The organism is Antarcticimicrobium sp. (assembly GCF_029212575.1).
Lineage (GTDB): Bacteria > Pseudomonadota > Alphaproteobacteria > Rhodobacterales > Rhodobacteraceae > Antarcticimicrobium.
Window position 1 is genome coordinate 57305 of record NZ_JARGPK010000055.1, and the last position, 15720, is coordinate 73024.

At 68.1% G+C, this 15720-nt stretch carries 14 protein-coding genes; 11 read left to right on the plus strand and 3 right to left on the minus strand.

Annotation, left to right across the window (positions count from 1 at the left end):
• Positions 1 to 5 precede the first annotated feature (5 nt).
• The 10 genes from P1U75_RS11565 to folD all read left to right on the plus strand — a co-directional run bounded on the left by P1U75_RS11565 (position 6) and on the right by folD (position 11130).
• The gene (locus P1U75_RS11565; protein WP_300243411.1) at positions 6 to 1100 is read left to right on the plus strand and encodes an energy transducer TonB; all 1095 of its coding nucleotides are present in this window, start codon (positions 6 to 8) and stop codon (positions 1098 to 1100) included.
• Complete coding sequence (tolB, locus tag P1U75_RS11570) at positions 1097 to 2419, plus strand: Tol-Pal system beta propeller repeat protein TolB (protein WP_300243414.1); 1323 nt, start codon at positions 1097 to 1099, stop codon at positions 2417 to 2419. The genes P1U75_RS11565 and tolB overlap by 4 nt, the downstream gene beginning before the upstream one ends.
• Before the next feature lie 72 nt (positions 2420 to 2491).
• Entirely contained in the window at positions 2492 to 2995 is a 504-nt protein-coding gene (pal, locus tag P1U75_RS11575; protein WP_300243416.1) for a peptidoglycan-associated lipoprotein Pal, read from the plus strand.
• A gap of 15 nt (positions 2996 to 3010) precedes the next feature.
• Positions 3011 to 3844, plus strand: a complete 834-nt coding sequence (ybgF, locus tag P1U75_RS11580; protein ID WP_300243706.1) for a tol-pal system protein YbgF — start codon at positions 3011 to 3013, stop codon at positions 3842 to 3844.
• Positions 3835 to 5094 (plus strand): tRNA lysidine(34) synthetase TilS, encoded by a 1260-nt coding sequence (gene tilS, locus P1U75_RS11585; RefSeq protein WP_300243418.1) that lies wholly within the window; start codon positions 3835 to 3837, stop codon positions 5092 to 5094. The genes ybgF and tilS overlap by 10 nt, the downstream gene beginning before the upstream one ends.
• Before the next feature lie 74 nt (positions 5095 to 5168).
• Positions 5169 to 7085, plus strand: coding sequence for an ATP-dependent zinc metalloprotease FtsH (gene ftsH, locus P1U75_RS11590; RefSeq protein ID WP_300243421.1), 1917 nt, complete (start codon positions 5169 to 5171; stop codon positions 7083 to 7085).
• A 159-nt stretch (positions 7086 to 7244) separates the two neighbouring features.
• On the plus strand, positions 7245 to 7820 hold the full coding sequence (locus tag P1U75_RS11595; protein ID WP_300243423.1) for a sulfurase: 576 nt from the start codon (positions 7245 to 7247) through the stop codon (positions 7818 to 7820).
• A gap of 169 nt (positions 7821 to 7989) precedes the next feature.
• A complete protein-coding gene (locus tag P1U75_RS11600) occupies positions 7990 to 9666 on the plus strand; it encodes a formate--tetrahydrofolate ligase (protein ID WP_300243425.1) in 1677 nt (558 codons plus the stop codon).
• Positions 9666 to 10214 (plus strand): hypothetical protein, encoded by a 549-nt coding sequence (locus P1U75_RS11605; protein ID WP_300243427.1) that lies wholly within the window; start codon positions 9666 to 9668, stop codon positions 10212 to 10214. The genes P1U75_RS11600 and P1U75_RS11605 overlap by 1 nt, the downstream gene beginning before the upstream one ends.
• A gap of 13 nt (positions 10215 to 10227) precedes the next feature.
• Positions 10228 to 11130 (plus strand): bifunctional methylenetetrahydrofolate dehydrogenase/methenyltetrahydrofolate cyclohydrolase FolD, encoded by a 903-nt coding sequence (folD, locus tag P1U75_RS11610; RefSeq protein WP_300243429.1) that lies wholly within the window; start codon positions 10228 to 10230, stop codon positions 11128 to 11130.
• Position 11131: 1 nt separating this feature from the next.
• On the opposite strand, the gene P1U75_RS11615 is transcribed toward folD, so the two are convergent.
• Positions 11132 to 11548 (minus strand): PaaI family thioesterase, encoded by a 417-nt coding sequence (locus P1U75_RS11615; protein WP_300243431.1) that lies wholly within the window; start codon positions 11546 to 11548, stop codon positions 11132 to 11134.
• A 154-nt stretch (positions 11549 to 11702) separates the two neighbouring features.
• On the opposite strand from P1U75_RS11615, the gene P1U75_RS11620 reads away from it, so the two are divergent.
• Complete coding sequence (locus tag P1U75_RS11620; protein ID WP_300243433.1) at positions 11703 to 12509, plus strand: LytTR family DNA-binding domain-containing protein; 807 nt, start codon at positions 11703 to 11705, stop codon at positions 12507 to 12509.
• 4 nt (positions 12510 to 12513) lie between these two features.
• Here P1U75_RS11620 and pdeM read toward each other — a convergent pair whose 3' ends face one another.
• A complete protein-coding gene (gene pdeM / locus P1U75_RS11625; protein WP_300243435.1) occupies positions 12514 to 13176 on the minus strand; it encodes a ligase-associated DNA damage response endonuclease PdeM in 663 nt (220 codons plus the stop codon).
• Between the two features lie 53 nt (positions 13177 to 13229).
• Positions 13230 to 15680 carry a ligase-associated DNA damage response DEXH box helicase gene (locus P1U75_RS11630; protein WP_300243437.1) on the minus strand — a complete coding sequence of 817 codons (2451 nt, stop codon included), beginning with the start codon at positions 15678 to 15680 and terminating at the stop codon, positions 13230 to 13232.
• Positions 15681 to 15720 lie beyond the last annotated feature (40 nt).

The window sequence follows — 15720 nt, forward strand, 5'->3', positions numbered from 1 at the left end:
GCGGCGTGCAGACCGGAACCAAAATCTCGGCCCTGGCGCACGGGCTTCTGCTCGGCTGGGCCTTTCTGGGCGGTGTCTTCGAAACTGACCCGCTGCCCTTCGAGGTGCAGGACGTGAGCGTGATCAGCGCCGAGGACTTTGCCCTGATGACCGGGCGCAGCCGGACGCCCGAGATCGATGCGGCCCCCTCCGAACCGGAGCCGCCGCTCTCAAACGCAACACCCGAGGTGACGGCGGAACCCGACAGCCCGCCGGTGCGCAGCCGGCCGGAGGCCGCGCCCGAGCCTGTCCCCGAGCCGCTGCCGGAAACCCTGCCCGAGCCGGCGCCGCCCGCGCCCGAGGCGCAGCCGGATCCGCAGCCCGCACCGGTGCCGCCGGAGACCGAGACCGCCGCCCTGGTGCCCGAGGCCCCGGCGCCGCCGCAGCGCCCGTCCGAGCGGATCGCGCCCGAGCCGGTGGCGCCGCCGCCGCCCGAGGCGCGCCCCGACCCGGTCGAACGGGAAGAGGTCGCGCCCGAGCAGCAGGCCGACAGCACCCGCGAGGCGCAGGAGGCCACCGCGCCGGAAGAAGCCGCGACCGAGATCGTGACCGAGGCCGAGGAGCGCGCGGTGCTGGCGCCGACCCGCTCGCCACGCCCGGCCCCCCGCCCGGCGCGACCGGCCGCCCCCGCGCCCCGCGCGCCCGATCCGGCCCGGACCGAGGATGCCGTCGCCGCCGCGCTGAGCGAGGCGCTGGCCGGGGCGCAGGCCCGGCCCGCCACCGCCGCCCCCTCGGGCCCGCCGCTCAGCGCCGGCGAGAAGGAGGCGCTGCGCGTCGCGGTTTCGTCGTGCTGGAACGTCGGATCGCTCTCGTCGGCGGCACTGGCCACGACCGTGGTTGTCGCCGTATCGTTGACCCAGGATGGCAAACCGCAGATGGAGACGATCCGCATGGTGTCGAGTTCCGGGGGCAGCGAGGCGTCTGCGAAACAGGCGTTCGAGGCGGCCCGCCGGGCGATCATCCGCTGCGGCGCCAGGGGGTTTGCACTGCCGGCGGAGAAATTCGACCGCTGGCGTGATATCGAGATGACATTCAATCCGGAGAGGATGCGGATCAAATGAAGAGATTTCTGCTGAGCTTTCTTCTGGGATGGGCAATTGTGGCCCATTCGGCGATGGCGCAGGACGGCGGCCCGTTGCGGATCGAGATCACCGAGGGGGTGATCGAACCGATGCCCTTCGCGGTGCCCGATTTCGTTCCCGACCGCCCCAACGCGGGCGATGTGGCCGGGCAGATCGCCCGGGTAATCGCCGCCGACCTCTCCGGCACCGGCTTGTTCCGGGAAATCCCGGCCCAAGCCCATATCGGGCGGGTCAGTGATTTTTCCGCCCCGGTCCGGTTCGCCGACTGGAAGGCGATCAATGCCCAGGCGCTGATTACCGGGGCGGTTTCGACCTCGGGCAACCGGGTGACGGTGCGGTTCCGGGTCTGGGACGTGTTCTCGGGCGCCGAGCTGGGCAACGGGCTGCAATTCGCCGGCGACCGCGACGGCTGGCGGCGAATGGCGCACAAGGTGGCCGATGCGGTTTACAGTCGGATCACCGGCGAGGGCGGCTATTTCGACAGCCGGGTTGTCTTCGTCTCCGAGAGCGGACCCAAGAACGACCGCAAGAAGCGGCTGGCGATCATGGATTACGACGGCGCCAACGTGCAGTACCTGACCGACAGCTCTGCCATCGTGCTGGCGCCGCGGTTCTCGCCCACCGGCGACCGGGTGCTCTATACCAGTTTCGAAACCGGCTTTCCGCGCATCTACGTGCTCGATGTCGGTAGCGTCCGCCGCCGTATCCTGGAGACCCGCGAGGGCACGATGAGTTTCGCGCCCCGGTTCGCCCCCGACGGGCAGACGGTGGTCTTCTCGATCGAACAGGGCGGCAACACCGACATCTATGCCATGGACATCGCCAGCGGTGGCACCACCCGGCTGACCTCGGCCCCCTCGATCGAGACCGGGCCGAGCCTGTCGCCCGACGGCCGCCAGATGGTGTTCGAAAGCGACCGCTCGGGCACCCAGCAGCTTTACGTGATGCCCGCCGGCGGCGGCAGCGCGACGCGGATCAGCTTCGGTCAGGGGCGCTACGGGACCCCGGTCTGGTCGCCGCGGGGCGACCTGATCGCCTTTACCAAGCAAAACAAGGGCCGGTTTCACATTGGCGTGATGCGCACCGACGGCAGCGAGGAACGACTGCTGACCGCATCGTTCCTTGACGAGGGGCCGACCTGGGCACCGAACGGGCGGGTCATCATGTTTACTCGTGAAACCAAGGGTGCGCAGGGGCAGGCGACGCTCTATTCCGTCGATATAACCGGGCGGAACCTGCGCCCGGTGCGCACCCCCGGCGGCGCTTCGGACCCATCATGGTCGCCCTTGCAGAACTGAGGCCGCGCGTTCACAACCCATGGCAGATATGGTAGAACGGAAGCCAGAAAAGCATATTGAGAGGCAATTGGCATGAAATCCCTTCGGACCCTGATTCTGGCCTGTACCGTCGCGGCGGTCGCGGGCTGTTCGAATTCCTATCTTGACGATACCAACACCGTCGATCTCGGCGGTGCCGCAGGTGCCTCGGGCCTGCCGTCGGATCCGACCTCGGCCGCCTACTTCATGGCGGCGATCGGCGACCGCATTCTGTTCCCGGTGGATCAGTCGACGCTGGATGACAGTGCCCGTGCCGTGCTGGCGGCCCAGGCCGAATGGCTGGCTGCCAACCCCGACTATACCGCCGTGATCGAGGGCCACGCCGACGAACAGGGTACCCGCGAATATAACCTCGCGCTGGGCGCGCGGCGCGCCAACTCGGTGCGCGAATACCTGGTGTCGCGCGGGGTTGCGGGCAGCCGGCTGAAGACGGTCAGCTACGGCAAGGAACGCCCGCTCGAGATCTGCAGCGCCGAAAGCTGCTATGCCAAGAACCGCCGCGCCGTCACCGTTCTGGCCGGCGGGCTGACCGGGTAGGGGGGCAAGGTGATGATGCGCGCACTGGCGGCGCTGGGCCTTGGATTTCTGGTTGCGTTTCGCGCCCTGCCTCTGGCCGCGCAGCAGGACCAGACGCTGGCCGACATCCGGCAGGAGCTGACCGTGCTCTATGTCGAGGTCCAGAAGCTCAAGCGCGAGCTGTCGACCACCGGCGCGCCGCAGATCGCCACTGGCGGCGACAGCGTGCTGGACCGCGTCGGCGCCATCGAGAGCGAGCTGCAGCGGCTGACCGCCAAGACAGAGGAGCTCGAATACCGCATCGGCCGCGTGGTCGAGGACGGCACCAACCGGATCGGCGATCTCGAATTTCGCCTGGTCGAACTCGAAGGCGGCGACCTGAGCAAGCTGGGCCAGACCACGACGCTCGGCGGCGACACGGGCGGCGGAACCGGCGCTGCGACGCCGGCGGCCCCGGCCCAGCCAGCCGACAGCGGCGGCGAGCTGGCGATGGGCGAGCAGGCCGACTTCGACGCCGCCAATGCGGCGCTGGAGGCGCGCGACTACCAGCGTGCCGCGACGCTCTTCGCCGCGTTCAACGAGGCCTACCCGGGCAGCCCGATGGCGCCGCGCGCACACCTGTCCCGCGGGCGCGCGCTCGACGGGCTTGGCGACACCCGCGAGGCGGCGCGCGCCTATCTCACCGCCTTTACCGGCGATGACTCCGGTCCCACGGCCCCCACCGCGCTTTACGAACTGGGCGCCGCACTGGGCCGTCTCGGCCAGGTCGACCAGGCTTGCGTGACCCTGGGTGAGGTCGGGGTTCGCTTTCCCGGCGCCGAGGCGGAGGCGCTGGCCCGCGCGGAGATGTCCAAGCTGGGATGCCGTTGAGCGCATCCGACACTGATATTCCGGCAAAGGTGCGCGCGTGGTTCGGCCGTGTGCCGCCGCCGACGCTTGCCATTGCCCTGTCGGGCGGCGGCGATTCCGTGGCGCTTCTGCACATCCTGACCCGCTGCTTCGATCCCGGGCAGGTCCGGCTGGTCGCGGCCACCGTCGATCACGGGCTGCGCGACGGCTCAGCGCGCGAGGCGGACCAGGCCGGGCGGCAGGCCGAGTCGCTTGGCGTGCCGCATAGCGTCCTGCGCTGGCGCGGCTGGGACGGCAGCGGCAACCTCCAGGATGCGGCCCGCGCGGCGCGCTATGATCTGCTGTGCGACTGGGCGCGCGGGGCCGGGGCCGCCGCGCTGGCGCTGGGGCACACCCTCGACGACCAGGCCGAAACCCTGCTGATGCGGCTTGCCCGAACGGCCGGACCCGCGGGGCTGGCGGGCATCCCGCCGCGGCGGCTGCGGGGGGGGGTGATGATCCTGCGCCCGCTGCTGGAGATTGCCCGCGCCGACCTGCGCGCCTACCTGCGGCACAACGGGCTGTCCTGGGCCGAGGATCCGTCGAACACCGACGACCGCTTCGCCCGGGTGCGCGCGCGCGCCGCGCTGGCTGCGCTGGCGCCCCTGGGCGTGACCCCGGATGCGCTGGCCGGGGTGGCGCGCAACATGGCCGGCGCAGAACAGACACTTGGCTGGGCCGCGTTCGAGGCGGCGCGCGCCTCGGCGCGCGTCGTGGCCGGCTGCGTCGTTCTGGACCCGCATGCGCTGCGCCTGATGCCCGAGGAGATCGCCCGCCGCCTGCTGACCGGCGCGGTCTCTTGGGTCGGCCGGGGTGACTACCCGCCGCGCCGGCGCCCGGTCGCGGCGCTGCTGCGCGATCTGCACCGGGGGCAGGGGGGCACGCTCGGCGGCTGCCGCATCGTCCACGCGCGCGGCGAAATCTGGGTCTGCCGCGAGGTCAACGCGCTGAAAGACATCCGCGCGGCCCCCGATGAGGTCTGGGACAGGCGCTGGCGGCTGACCGGGCCGATGACGGCGGGGGCAGAGGTGCGCGCGCTGGGCGCCAAGGGGCTGTCGCGCTGTCCCGGATGGACCGAAACCGGTCTGCCGCGCGCCGCGCTGGAACCCAGCCCGGCGGTCTGGCTGGGCAATGATTTGCGTGCCGCGCCGCTTGCCGGAATGGGTTTGGGATGGCGCGCGGAACCGGCGGAGGATGGCCCGGGCTTTGCCGCGACCCTTTTATCGCATTGAACCTGCCCCAATGATCTCTATTTTACCCTATGACACACGGTCGCCCGCGCGGCCGCGCATTTAGGAGAGCTTTCTTGGGCAACGCACGAAATATCGCCTTCTGGGTCGTACTGTTCCTGTTGATCCTGGCGCTGTTCAACCTGTTCAGCGGCAGCGGGAGTACCCTGCAAAGCCGCGAGATCACCTTTTCCGATTTCGTGAGCGCCGTCCAGAACGAAGAGGTCGGCCAGGTCACCCTGGACGGCGAACAGGTCCGCTTCCGCGGCACCGACGGTCAGGACTATGTGACGATCAAGCCGGAAGACGCGCAGATCACCGATCTGCTGATCGACAACAACATCCCGGTTCGCGCCGAAAAACAGGAGCAATCGGGGTTCCAGTCGTTCCTGATCACGCTGCTGCCCTTCGTGCTGCTGATCGGCGTCTGGATCTATTTCATGAACCGAATGCAGGGCGGCGGCAAAGGCGGCGCCATGGGGTTCGGCAAATCCAAGGCCAAGATGCTGACCGAGAAACAGGGCCGCGTCACCTTTGACGACGTCGCCGGCATCGACGAGGCCAAGGAAGAGTTGGAAGAGATCGTCGAATTCCTGCGCAACCCGCAGAAATTCAGCCGCTTGGGCGGCAAGATCCCCAAGGGCGCGCTGCTGGTCGGCCCTCCGGGCACCGGCAAGACGCTGCTGGCGCGCGCCATCGCGGGCGAGGCCGGCGTGCCGTTCTTCACCATCTCGGGCTCCGATTTCGTCGAGATGTTCGTCGGCGTCGGCGCAAGCCGCGTGCGCGACATGTTCGAACAGGCGAAAAAGAACGCGCCCTGCATCGTCTTCATCGACGAGATCGACGCGGTCGGCCGCCATCGCGGCGCCGGCTACGGTGGCGGCAATGACGAACGCGAACAGACGCTGAACCAGCTTCTGGTCGAGATGGACGGGTTCGAATCCAACGAGGGCGTGATCATCATCGCCGCGACGAACCGCAAGGACGTGCTGGACCCCGCGCTGCTGCGCCCGGGCCGGTTCGACCGTCAGGTGACGGTGGCCAACCCCGACATCAAGGGCCGCGAGAAGATCCTTGGCGTGCACGCCCGCAAGACCCCGCTGGGTCCGGACGTCGACCTGCGCATCATCGCCCGCGGCACCCCCGGTTTCTCCGGCGCCGACCTGGCCAACCTGGTGAACGAGGCCGCGCTGATGGCCGCCCGGGTGGGCCGGCGTTTCGTCACCATGGAGGATTTCGAGAACGCCAAGGACAAGGTCATGATGGGGGCCGAGCGGCGCAGTATGGTGCTGACCGCCGACCAGAAGGAAAAGACTGCCTATCACGAGGCCGGCCATGCGGTCGTCGGCCTTGCCCTGCCGATGTGCGATCCGGTCTACAAGGCGACGATCATCCCGCGCGGTGGCGCGCTGGGCATGGTGGTGAGCCTGCCGGAAATGGACCGGCTGAACTGGCACAAGGACGAGTGCGAGCAGAAGCTGGCGATGACCATGGCGGGCAAGGCGGCCGAGATCCTGAAATATGGTGAAGGCCACGTATCGAACGGCCCCGCCGGCGACATCATGCAGGCCAGCCAGCTGGCCCGCGCCATGGTGATGCGCTGGGGCATGTCCGACAAGGTCGGCAATATCGACTATGCCGAGGCGCACGAAGGCTACAGCGGCAATACCGCCGGTTTCTCGGTCTCCGCCCATACCAAGGAGACGATCGAGGAGGAGGTGCGCGAATTCATCCAGGCGGGCTATGAGCGCGCGGCGCAGATCCTCACCGACCAGCAGGAGCAATGGGAACGGCTGGCGCAGGGGCTGCTGGAGTACGAGACGCTGACCGGCGAGGAGATCAAGCGCGTGATGCGCGGCGAGCCGCCGCATCTGGACGATGACGATGCCGACAGCGCCGACCAAGGCAGCGCGCCCAGCGTCACCATGATCCCCAAGACCAAGCCCAAGAAAACCCCACCCGAGGGCGGGATGGAACCGGAACCCAGCGCCTGAGGGCGCGGAACGCGGATCGCAACAGGCGGCCGGGGCAGTGCCCCGGCCGTTTCGATTTCCTCGCCGGTTGGCGTTTTTGCTTTCGGTCGCGGACTGCGCTGGTGCAGTCTCGGCGGTAAACCGGGCCGTCAGGTCCGCAAGTTAGGTGGGGGACGTGACATGGCGACTTTGGAACAGACGGAACATGAGGGCGAGGTGGTCTGGCTGGGCCATGTGCCTGCCGGCGGGTCGCTGCGCGCACAGCCGGTCGAACGGCTGGAGCTTGGCTTCGACGGAATCGCGGGCGGGCGGCACGCGGGGGAAACCCGCCCCTCCTGTTCGCGGGTGCTGAACCTCTATCCGCGCGACACCGAGATCGGCAACGTCCGCCAGCTGACCATCCTGTCGGAAAAGGAACTGGCCCGCATCGCCGCGGCCATGGGCGAGGACAGTCTCGATCCCGCCTTTCTGGGGGCCTCCATCGTGCTGCGTGGCATCCCCGATTTCACCCATGTGCCGCCGTCGTCGCGGCTGCAATCGGCCACCGGAACCACCCTGACCGTGGACATGGAGAACCTGCCCTGCGTTCTTCCGGGACGCGAGATCGAGGCCGAGCAGCCGGGCAAGGGCGCGGCCTTCAAACCGGCGGCCGAGGGGCGGCGCGGTGTCACCGCCTGGGTCGAACGGCCCGGTCCCCTCGCGCTCGGGGACCGGTTGCGGCTGTTCGTCCCGGCGCAGCGCCCCTGGACCCCCTGATCCGATTCGCCCCACCGTTTCCGATTTGCCCCCCCCGCGCGGCCATTCGCCGTTTCACGCTGCGAAAGTGTCGGAAATTTCATCGGCCCGCCGACCGCCGGGCGCTAAGGGTTGAACAGAACCGGCTCCATGCGCCGGGCGGCAGGGACATTCAGGGGAACCGCGTAAGATGAGCTTCAAATCCGACATCGAGATCGCCCGCGAGGCGAACAAGAAACCCATTCAGGCAATCGGTGCCAAACTGGGCATGACTGCCGACGACCTGCTGCCTTATGGCCATGACAAGGCCAAGGTCAGCCAGAACTTCATCGACAGCGTGCAGGGCAAGAAAAACGGCAAGCTGATCCTGGTCACCGCGATCAACCCGACCCCGGCGGGCGAGGGCAAGACCACCACCACCGTGGGCCTCGGCGACGGGCTGAACGCGATCGGCAAAAAGGCTGCGATCTGCATCCGCGAGGCCAGCCTCGGCCCCTGCTTCGGGATGAAGGGCGGCGCGGCCGGCGGCGGCTATGCCCAGGTCGTCCCGATGGAAGAGATGAACCTGCATTTCACCGGCGATTTCCACGCCATCACCAGCGCCCACAACCTGCTGTCGGCGATGATCGACAACCACATCTACTGGGGCAACGATCTGGAGATCGACGAGCGCCGGGTGGTCTGGCGCCGGGTGATGGACATGAACGATCGCGCCCTGCGCGAAATCGTGACCAGCCTGGGCGGCGTCACCAACGGTTTTCCACGCCAGACCGGTTTCGACATCACCGTCGCCTCCGAGGTGATGGCGATCCTGTGCCTGGCAACCTCGCTCGAGGATCTGCAGAAACGTCTGGGCGATATCATCGTCGCCTATCGCCGCGACCGCAGCCCGATCTACTGCCGCGACATCAAGGCCGACGGCGCGATGACCGTTCTGCTCAAGGACGCGATGCAGCCCAACCTGGTGCAGACGCTGGAGAACAACCCGGCCTTTGTCCACGGCGGCCCGTTTGCCAACATCGCCCATGGCTGCAACAGCGTCATTGCCACCACCACGGCGCTGAAACTGGCCGATTACGTGGTCACCGAGGCCGGCTTCGGCGCCGACCTGGGCGCCGAGAAATTCATGAACATCAAATGCCGCAAGGCCGGGCTGGCACCCTCGGCGGTGGTCGTGGTCGCCACCGTGCGCGCGATGAAGATGAACGGCGGCGTCGCCAAGGGCGACCTGGGCGAAGAGAACGTCGCGGCGGTCGAGGCCGGCTGCCCGAACCTGGGCCGCCATATCGAGAACGTCAAATCCTTCGGCGTGCCGGTCGTGGTCGCGATCAACCACTTCGTCTCGGACACCGACGCCGAGATCGAGGCGGTCAAGGCATACGTCGCCTCGATGGGCTCCGAGGCGATCCTGTGCAAGCACTGGGCATCGGGCTCGGAAGGTACGCTCGAACTGGCCACCCGCGTGGCCGAGATCGCCGATGCCGACATGGCCAACTTCGCGCCGCTCTATCCCGACGAGATGAGCCTGTTCGAAAAGGTCGAGACCATCGCCAAGCGCATCTATCGCGCCGATGAGGTGCTGGCCGACCAGAAGATCCGCACCCAGTTGAAGGAATGGGAGGCGGCGGGCTACGGCAACCTGCCGGTCTGCATGGCCAAGACCCAGTACAGCTTTACCACCGACCCGAACCGGCGCGGCGCGCCGACCGGGCATTCGGTGCCGGTGCGCGAGGTGCGCCTCAGCGCCGGGGCCGGCTTCATCGTGGTGATCTGCGGCGAGATCATGACCATGCCGGGCCTGCCGCGGGTGCCGTCGGCCGAGGCGATCATGCTCAATGACATGGGCCAGATCGAGGGGCTGTTCTGATGCTGCGATATGTTCTGGCCGGGCTGCTTCTGGCCGCACCCGCCAGCGCGCAGGACTGGTTTCTGCATGACTACGGCGAGTTGCGGGCCTTTCACGGCGACTGGCTCGCGGTCTGCGACGGTGCGGGCGCGGGACCCTGCCGGGTGGTGCAGACCGGGGTGGATCCCGGGTCGAACGCCTTTTTCGACCTGCGGCTTGCTGCGCACCGGATCGACGATTCGCCGGACTGGGCGATCGAGGTGATGGACCGCGGTATGCCCGCCAGCGCGCTCACGGAATTGCGCTTCAGCTTCGACGGCGACGAGGTCGCGGTACCACGCTCGGCCTGGACCGCGGGCGACATGCACTCATCCAATGCTGTCGACACGGTAACGATCCGCGATCCCGACCTTGCGTATGAGCTTGTCGCGCGTATGAAGGCGGGAAACAGGGTCATTGTCACCTATGCGCCCATGGGCGAGGGCGACGGGCGGGCCGGCTTTCCCTTGCGCGGGGTGACGGCGGCGATGAACGCGGTCGAGGCGCGCGTGGTGGTGCGGCAGGAATAGACAGGGACAGGACATGACAGCACAGATCATCGACGGCAAAGCCTTTGCTGCCACCGTACGCCGCCAGGTGGCCGACCAAGTGGCGCGCCTGAAATCCGATCACGGCATCACCCCGGGCCTGGCGGTGGTGCTGGTGGGCGAGGATCCGGCCAGCCAGGTCTATGTCCGCTCCAAGGGCAAGATGACCGTCGAGGTCGGCATGAACTCCTACGAGCACAAGCTCGACGCCGACACCTCCGAGGCCGATCTTCTGGCGCTGATCGACCGGCTCAACGCTGATCCGGCGGTGCATGGCATATTGGTGCAACTGCCGCTGCCGGGCCACCTGGACGAGGCGCTGGTGATCAACGCCATCGACCCGGCCAAGGATGTGGACGGCTTCCACATCTCCAACGTCGGGCTGCTGGCGACCGGGCAGAAAGCCATGGTGCCCTGCACCCCGCTGGGCTGCCTGATGATGCTGCGCGATCATTTGGGCAGCCTGTCGGGCCTTGACGCGGTCGTCGTCGGGCGCTCCAACATCGTCGGCAAGCCGATGGCGCAGCTTCTGCTGCGCGACAGCTGCACCGTGACCATCGCGCATTCCCGCACCAGGGATATTCAGGAGGTCACCCGCCGCGCCGATATCGTCATCGCCGCCGTCGGCCGCCCCGAGATGATCACCGGCGACTGGATCCGGCCCGGCGCGACGGTGATCGACGTGGGCATCAACCGCATCGACGCCCCGGAAAAGGGTGAGGGCAAGACCCGGCTGGTCGGCGATTGCCAGTTCGACAGCTGCGCCGAGGTGGCAGGCGCGATCACCCCGGTGCCCGGCGGTGTGGGGCCGATGACCATCGCCTGCCTGCTGGCCAACACGCTGACCGCCTGCTGCCGCGCCAACGGGCTGAAAGAGCCCGAGGGGCTGACCGCCTGACCTAGCCCGCTGTGACCGGCACCATGGTGCCGGTCAGCACCGCGATCAGGGTCTCCTCGTCGCCGTCCAGCGCGTGCACCTCGGCCGAGACCACCAGCAGCCGCCGCCCGGGCTTGATCACCTTTCCCGTGGCGCGCAGCCTCTCGCCCCGGCCCGGGGCGAGCAGATTGATCTTGATCTCCGCCGTCATCACCTCGCTGTCCAGGGGCATCACGCTCAGCGCGCTGTACCCGGCGGCGGTGTCGCCCAGCGCGAATGTCAGCCCGGCATGCGCCACCCCGTGCTGCTGGCGGCTGCCCGGCAGGATCGGCGCCGAGATCACCACCCGGCCCGGCTCCACGCTGTCCAGTCGTGCGCCCAGAGTGTCCATCATGCTCTGCCGGGCAAAGCTCTGTTCGATCCGATCTTGCTGTTCCATATCGGTGGCCTCCCGTCCCGACCAGCACGCCGCAGCGGTGTGACCGGAACGTTCTGTCCGGTTGACCTCACGGAAAGTTGTGCCAATACACGATGCATTCATCATAATTTTCACCTTATGGTCAATACATTAGAGATATTTGATTGGCATTCGATTGACGTTCCACACGAAGCGACCCTTCAAAGCACGCCTGTTCCCGTCGATCTCGTCGGGCGAAACCGTGATCCTGCCGGTTCTGTGCTTTCTCGCGGCCTATGCAGGACCCTTTGGGACTTACAACAACAGCTTCCCCTACCGGCTGGCGTTCTGGACACTTGTCATCTTCACCTCGGTTCTGATGGCCGGGTGGTTCACGCGCCTGGCGCATCGGCTGGTCAGCCGCAAAAGGCCGTGGCTCCAGGATCTCTTCGTTGTCGGCCTGATGACCGCCTGTTTCTCCCCGGTCCTGATCGGGTACAGCGCCGGGTTCCTGGCCGTCAGGTTCGCCTCGCTTGCCGATGCGCTGCCTTTTGCGCAATTCGTCGCGATCATCTCGCTCTGCATCACGACAAGCCGCCGCATCATCGCAGGTCGGCTGCGGGGGGCATCCTCCGACCCGGACGCCGGTGAGGGCGAGTCGGCGGACACGCTGTCACCGGAACCGGTGCCCGAACCCCGGCTGATGCGCCGTCTGCCGGAGAGCTTCCGGGGGCCGATCCTGCGGTTGACAGTCGAGGATCACTTCGTCGATGTGGTCGGTCCCGAGCAAACCCATCGGCTGCGCATGCGCTTTTCCGACGCCATCGACGAGATGGACCCGATCACGGGATTCTGCACCCATCGGTCGCATTGGGTGGCGTGCGCGGCGGTCGAGCGGGTGGACCGCGACGGCGGGCGGATCTTTCTGGTCCTGACCAACGGGGACCAGGTGCCGGTCAGCCGCACCTATCGCCCGCAGGTCGAGGTCGCCGGCCTGCTCTGACCACTCAGCGCGGCATCGGGATGGCATGCACCTCCGCCCCGGTCAGCAGCGCCAGCGCCTCGCGCCGCATAAGCGTGGCAAGCGCCGAGTTGTTGCTGCGCAGCCCGCCGGTATAGGTGCCATAGGCGGGCAGGATCACCCGGTCGCGGTCGAGCAGGAAGGCCGCCCGCGTCACCGTCTGGCCCCGGCTGCGGATCGACGCCTTGGGGTGGTAATGTCCCGAAACCTCGCCGCTGGCGCCGGGGCGCGCGATATGGCGAAAACTCAGCGGCGCCACCGGCAGTTCGGTCAACAGCGTTCCGGCCAGACCTACCGGGCCGGGATCGTGGTTGCCCGCGATCCAGACCCAGCGCCGGCCCGCCTGCAACTTGGCGAGCCACAGCCGCTCCTCCTCCGGCAGGGCCCGGGCCGCGTCGAGATCGTCGAAACTGTCACCCAGGCAAACCACAGTCCGGGCCTGGCTTCGGGCCAGGTCGGCGGCCAGCCGGTTCAGCGTGTCGCGGGTGTCATAGGGCGGCAGGGTGCCGCCGCCGCGCCGGGCGATCCGCTCGGACTTGCCCAGATGCAGATCCGAAACGCACAAGAGCGCGCGGTCCGGCCACCACAGCGCGCCGGTCCCCAGCGCCACCAACGACACGCCGGCAAGGGAGAAGTCATACCCGTTCATGCTCCGTTCCATGCCGGGCAGGGCCGGAAAAGGCAAGGGGGATCACGGGCCCGTCATCCCCGCGACGGCGCGGACCTCTCCGCCTCGGCCTGATGCAACGCCGCCAGCCCCGAGGCCTGCATCAGCCGCGCCGCCTCTTCCGCCATCAGCCGGTTTTCGGCCTGTCCGGCGACCGGCACCTTTCCCACCTCAAGCAGCAGCGGCGCGGCCAGCGGCGTGATCCGCGTCAGCCGCATATGGTCGATGCGGCCACCGATCCGCTCCAGCATCTCCTCGATCCGGCCGAAATCGACCAGCCCGCGCTCGGCCTCGGTGCGGGTGATGCGCAGCAACAGGTGGTCGGGATCGTATTTCGCCAGCGTGTCATAGAGGATATCCGAGGAAAACACCGCCTGTCGCCCGGTCTTGCGCTGGGCGGCGGGGATGTTGCGCTCGATCAGCCCGGCGATGGTGGCGGAGGCGCGAAAGGTGCGCTTCATCACCGCGTTGCCTGCCAGCCAGCCCTCCAGCCCGTCGCGCAGGGCCTCCGGGTCGAACAGCGGCGCAGGGTCTGCCAGCGGCTCCAGCCCCCAGATCAGCGTCGCGTAATCGCTGGCCACGAAGCCCAGCGGCGCCAGCCCCAGCTCCTCCATCCGCTTGGTCAGCAAGAGCCCCAGCGTCTGCTGCGCGTTGCGCCCGGCAAATCCGTAGACGCAGGCATGTTCGCGCCCGTCGTGGGCAAAGCTCTCGACCAGCAATCGCCCGGCCTGCGGAAGCTGCGACATGCGCGCCTGCAACGCCAGCCAGTCGGCGGTGTGGCGGGGCAGTTGCGGCCAGTCGCCTTGTGCGAAAAGATCCAGGATGCGCGCGCTGAGCTGGGTCGAGGTGGCGAATTTTGTACCCATGAAGGTGGCGATTTTCGGCTTGCGGCCCTTGTCCCGGCTGACTTCGACGGTCATTTCGCGCAGCCCTTCGTAGCGCACGATCCTGCCGCCGATCAGGAAGGTATCGCCGGCGGTGAGCGAGGCGGCGAACCCCTCCTCCACCTCGCCCAGCGGTTTGCCACCGCGCCCGCGCATCCGCACCTTGAGTGTATCGCTGTCCTGGATCGTGCCGATGTTCATCCGGATCCGCTGGGCACTGCGCGGGTCGCGCAACTGCCACAGCCCGTCGGGCCGCTGCTGCAATCTCTGCCACTTGTCATAGGCGCGCAGGGCATAACCGCCGGTGGCGCAGAACTGCAGGCAATCGTCGAAGTCGGCGCGGCTCAGCCAGGCATAGGGCCCGGCGCTGCGCACCTCGTCATAGAGCGCATCGGCATCGAACGGCCCGGAACAGGCGGCGATCAGGATCTGCTGGCACAGCACGTCGAGCGGGCCCGGCCCGCGCGGATCGCCGTCCAGCGCATGATCGCGCACCGCCTCCAGCGCGGCCATGCATTCCACCACCTCGAAGCGGTTGGCGGGCACCAGCAACGCCTTGGACGGCGCGTTGTAGCGGTGATTGGCCCGCCCGATCCGCTGCACCAGGCGTTTGACGTTCTTCGGCGCACCGACCTGCACCACCAGGTCCACGTCGCCCCAGTCGATGCCGAGGTCGAGGCTGCCGGTGCAGACGATGGCGCGCAGCTCGCCGCGCACCATCGCCGCCTCCACCCGCTCGCGCTGCCCCCGGTCGAGCGACCCGTGATGGATGCCGATCGGCAACCCCTCGTCATTGGCCAGCCAGAGGTTGTGGAAAAAGATCTCGGCCTGGGCGCGGGTGTTGTGAAAGATCAGCGTGGTGCGGTGCCTGCGGATCTGTTCCATCACCGCCGGGATCGCATGGGCCGCCCCGCCGCCGGCCCATGGCGGCAACTCGTCGGTTTCCAGCATGGCGATATCCGGATCGGGGCCGGGATCGGCCAGCACGATGTCGCAGGGATCGGGGTGCCGCGCCAGCAGACGCGCCATCGCGCCCGGGTCCTCCACCGTTGCCGAGAGGCCGACGCGGCGCAGCCCGGGGCAGAGCGTTTCGAGCCGCGCCAATGCCAGCATCAGCTGATCGCCGCGCTTGGATTCGGCCAGCGCGTGGATCTCGTCCACGACCACCCGTTTCAGCCCGGAAAATGTACGTTCCGCGTCCTCGTAGGAGGTCAGCAGCGCCAGACTCTCCGGGGTGGTCAGCAGGATATGCGGCGGGTCGGCGCGCTGGCGTTTCTTGCGCGTTTGCGAGGTATCGCCGGTGCGGTCGTCGATGCGGATCGGCAGCCCGATCTCTTCGACCGGGCTGCGCAGGTTGCGCTTGATGTCGGCGGCCAGCGCCTTGAGCGGGCTGACATAAAGCGTGTGCAGCCCCTCGGGCGGGGTTTCGCCCAGCTCGGCTAGGGTGGGCAGGAAACCGGCCATGGTCTTGCCGCCGCCGGTGGGCGCGATCAGCAGCGTCGCCGGATCGCCCGCGCGCTCCAGCATCGCCCGCTGATGCGGGTGCAGCGACCAGCCCTTGGCGGCGAACCAGTTACGAAGTTTCGGGGGCAGGTCGGGCATGGGGGCGACTGTAGGGCGCGGCGCAAGGCCCGCCAATGCC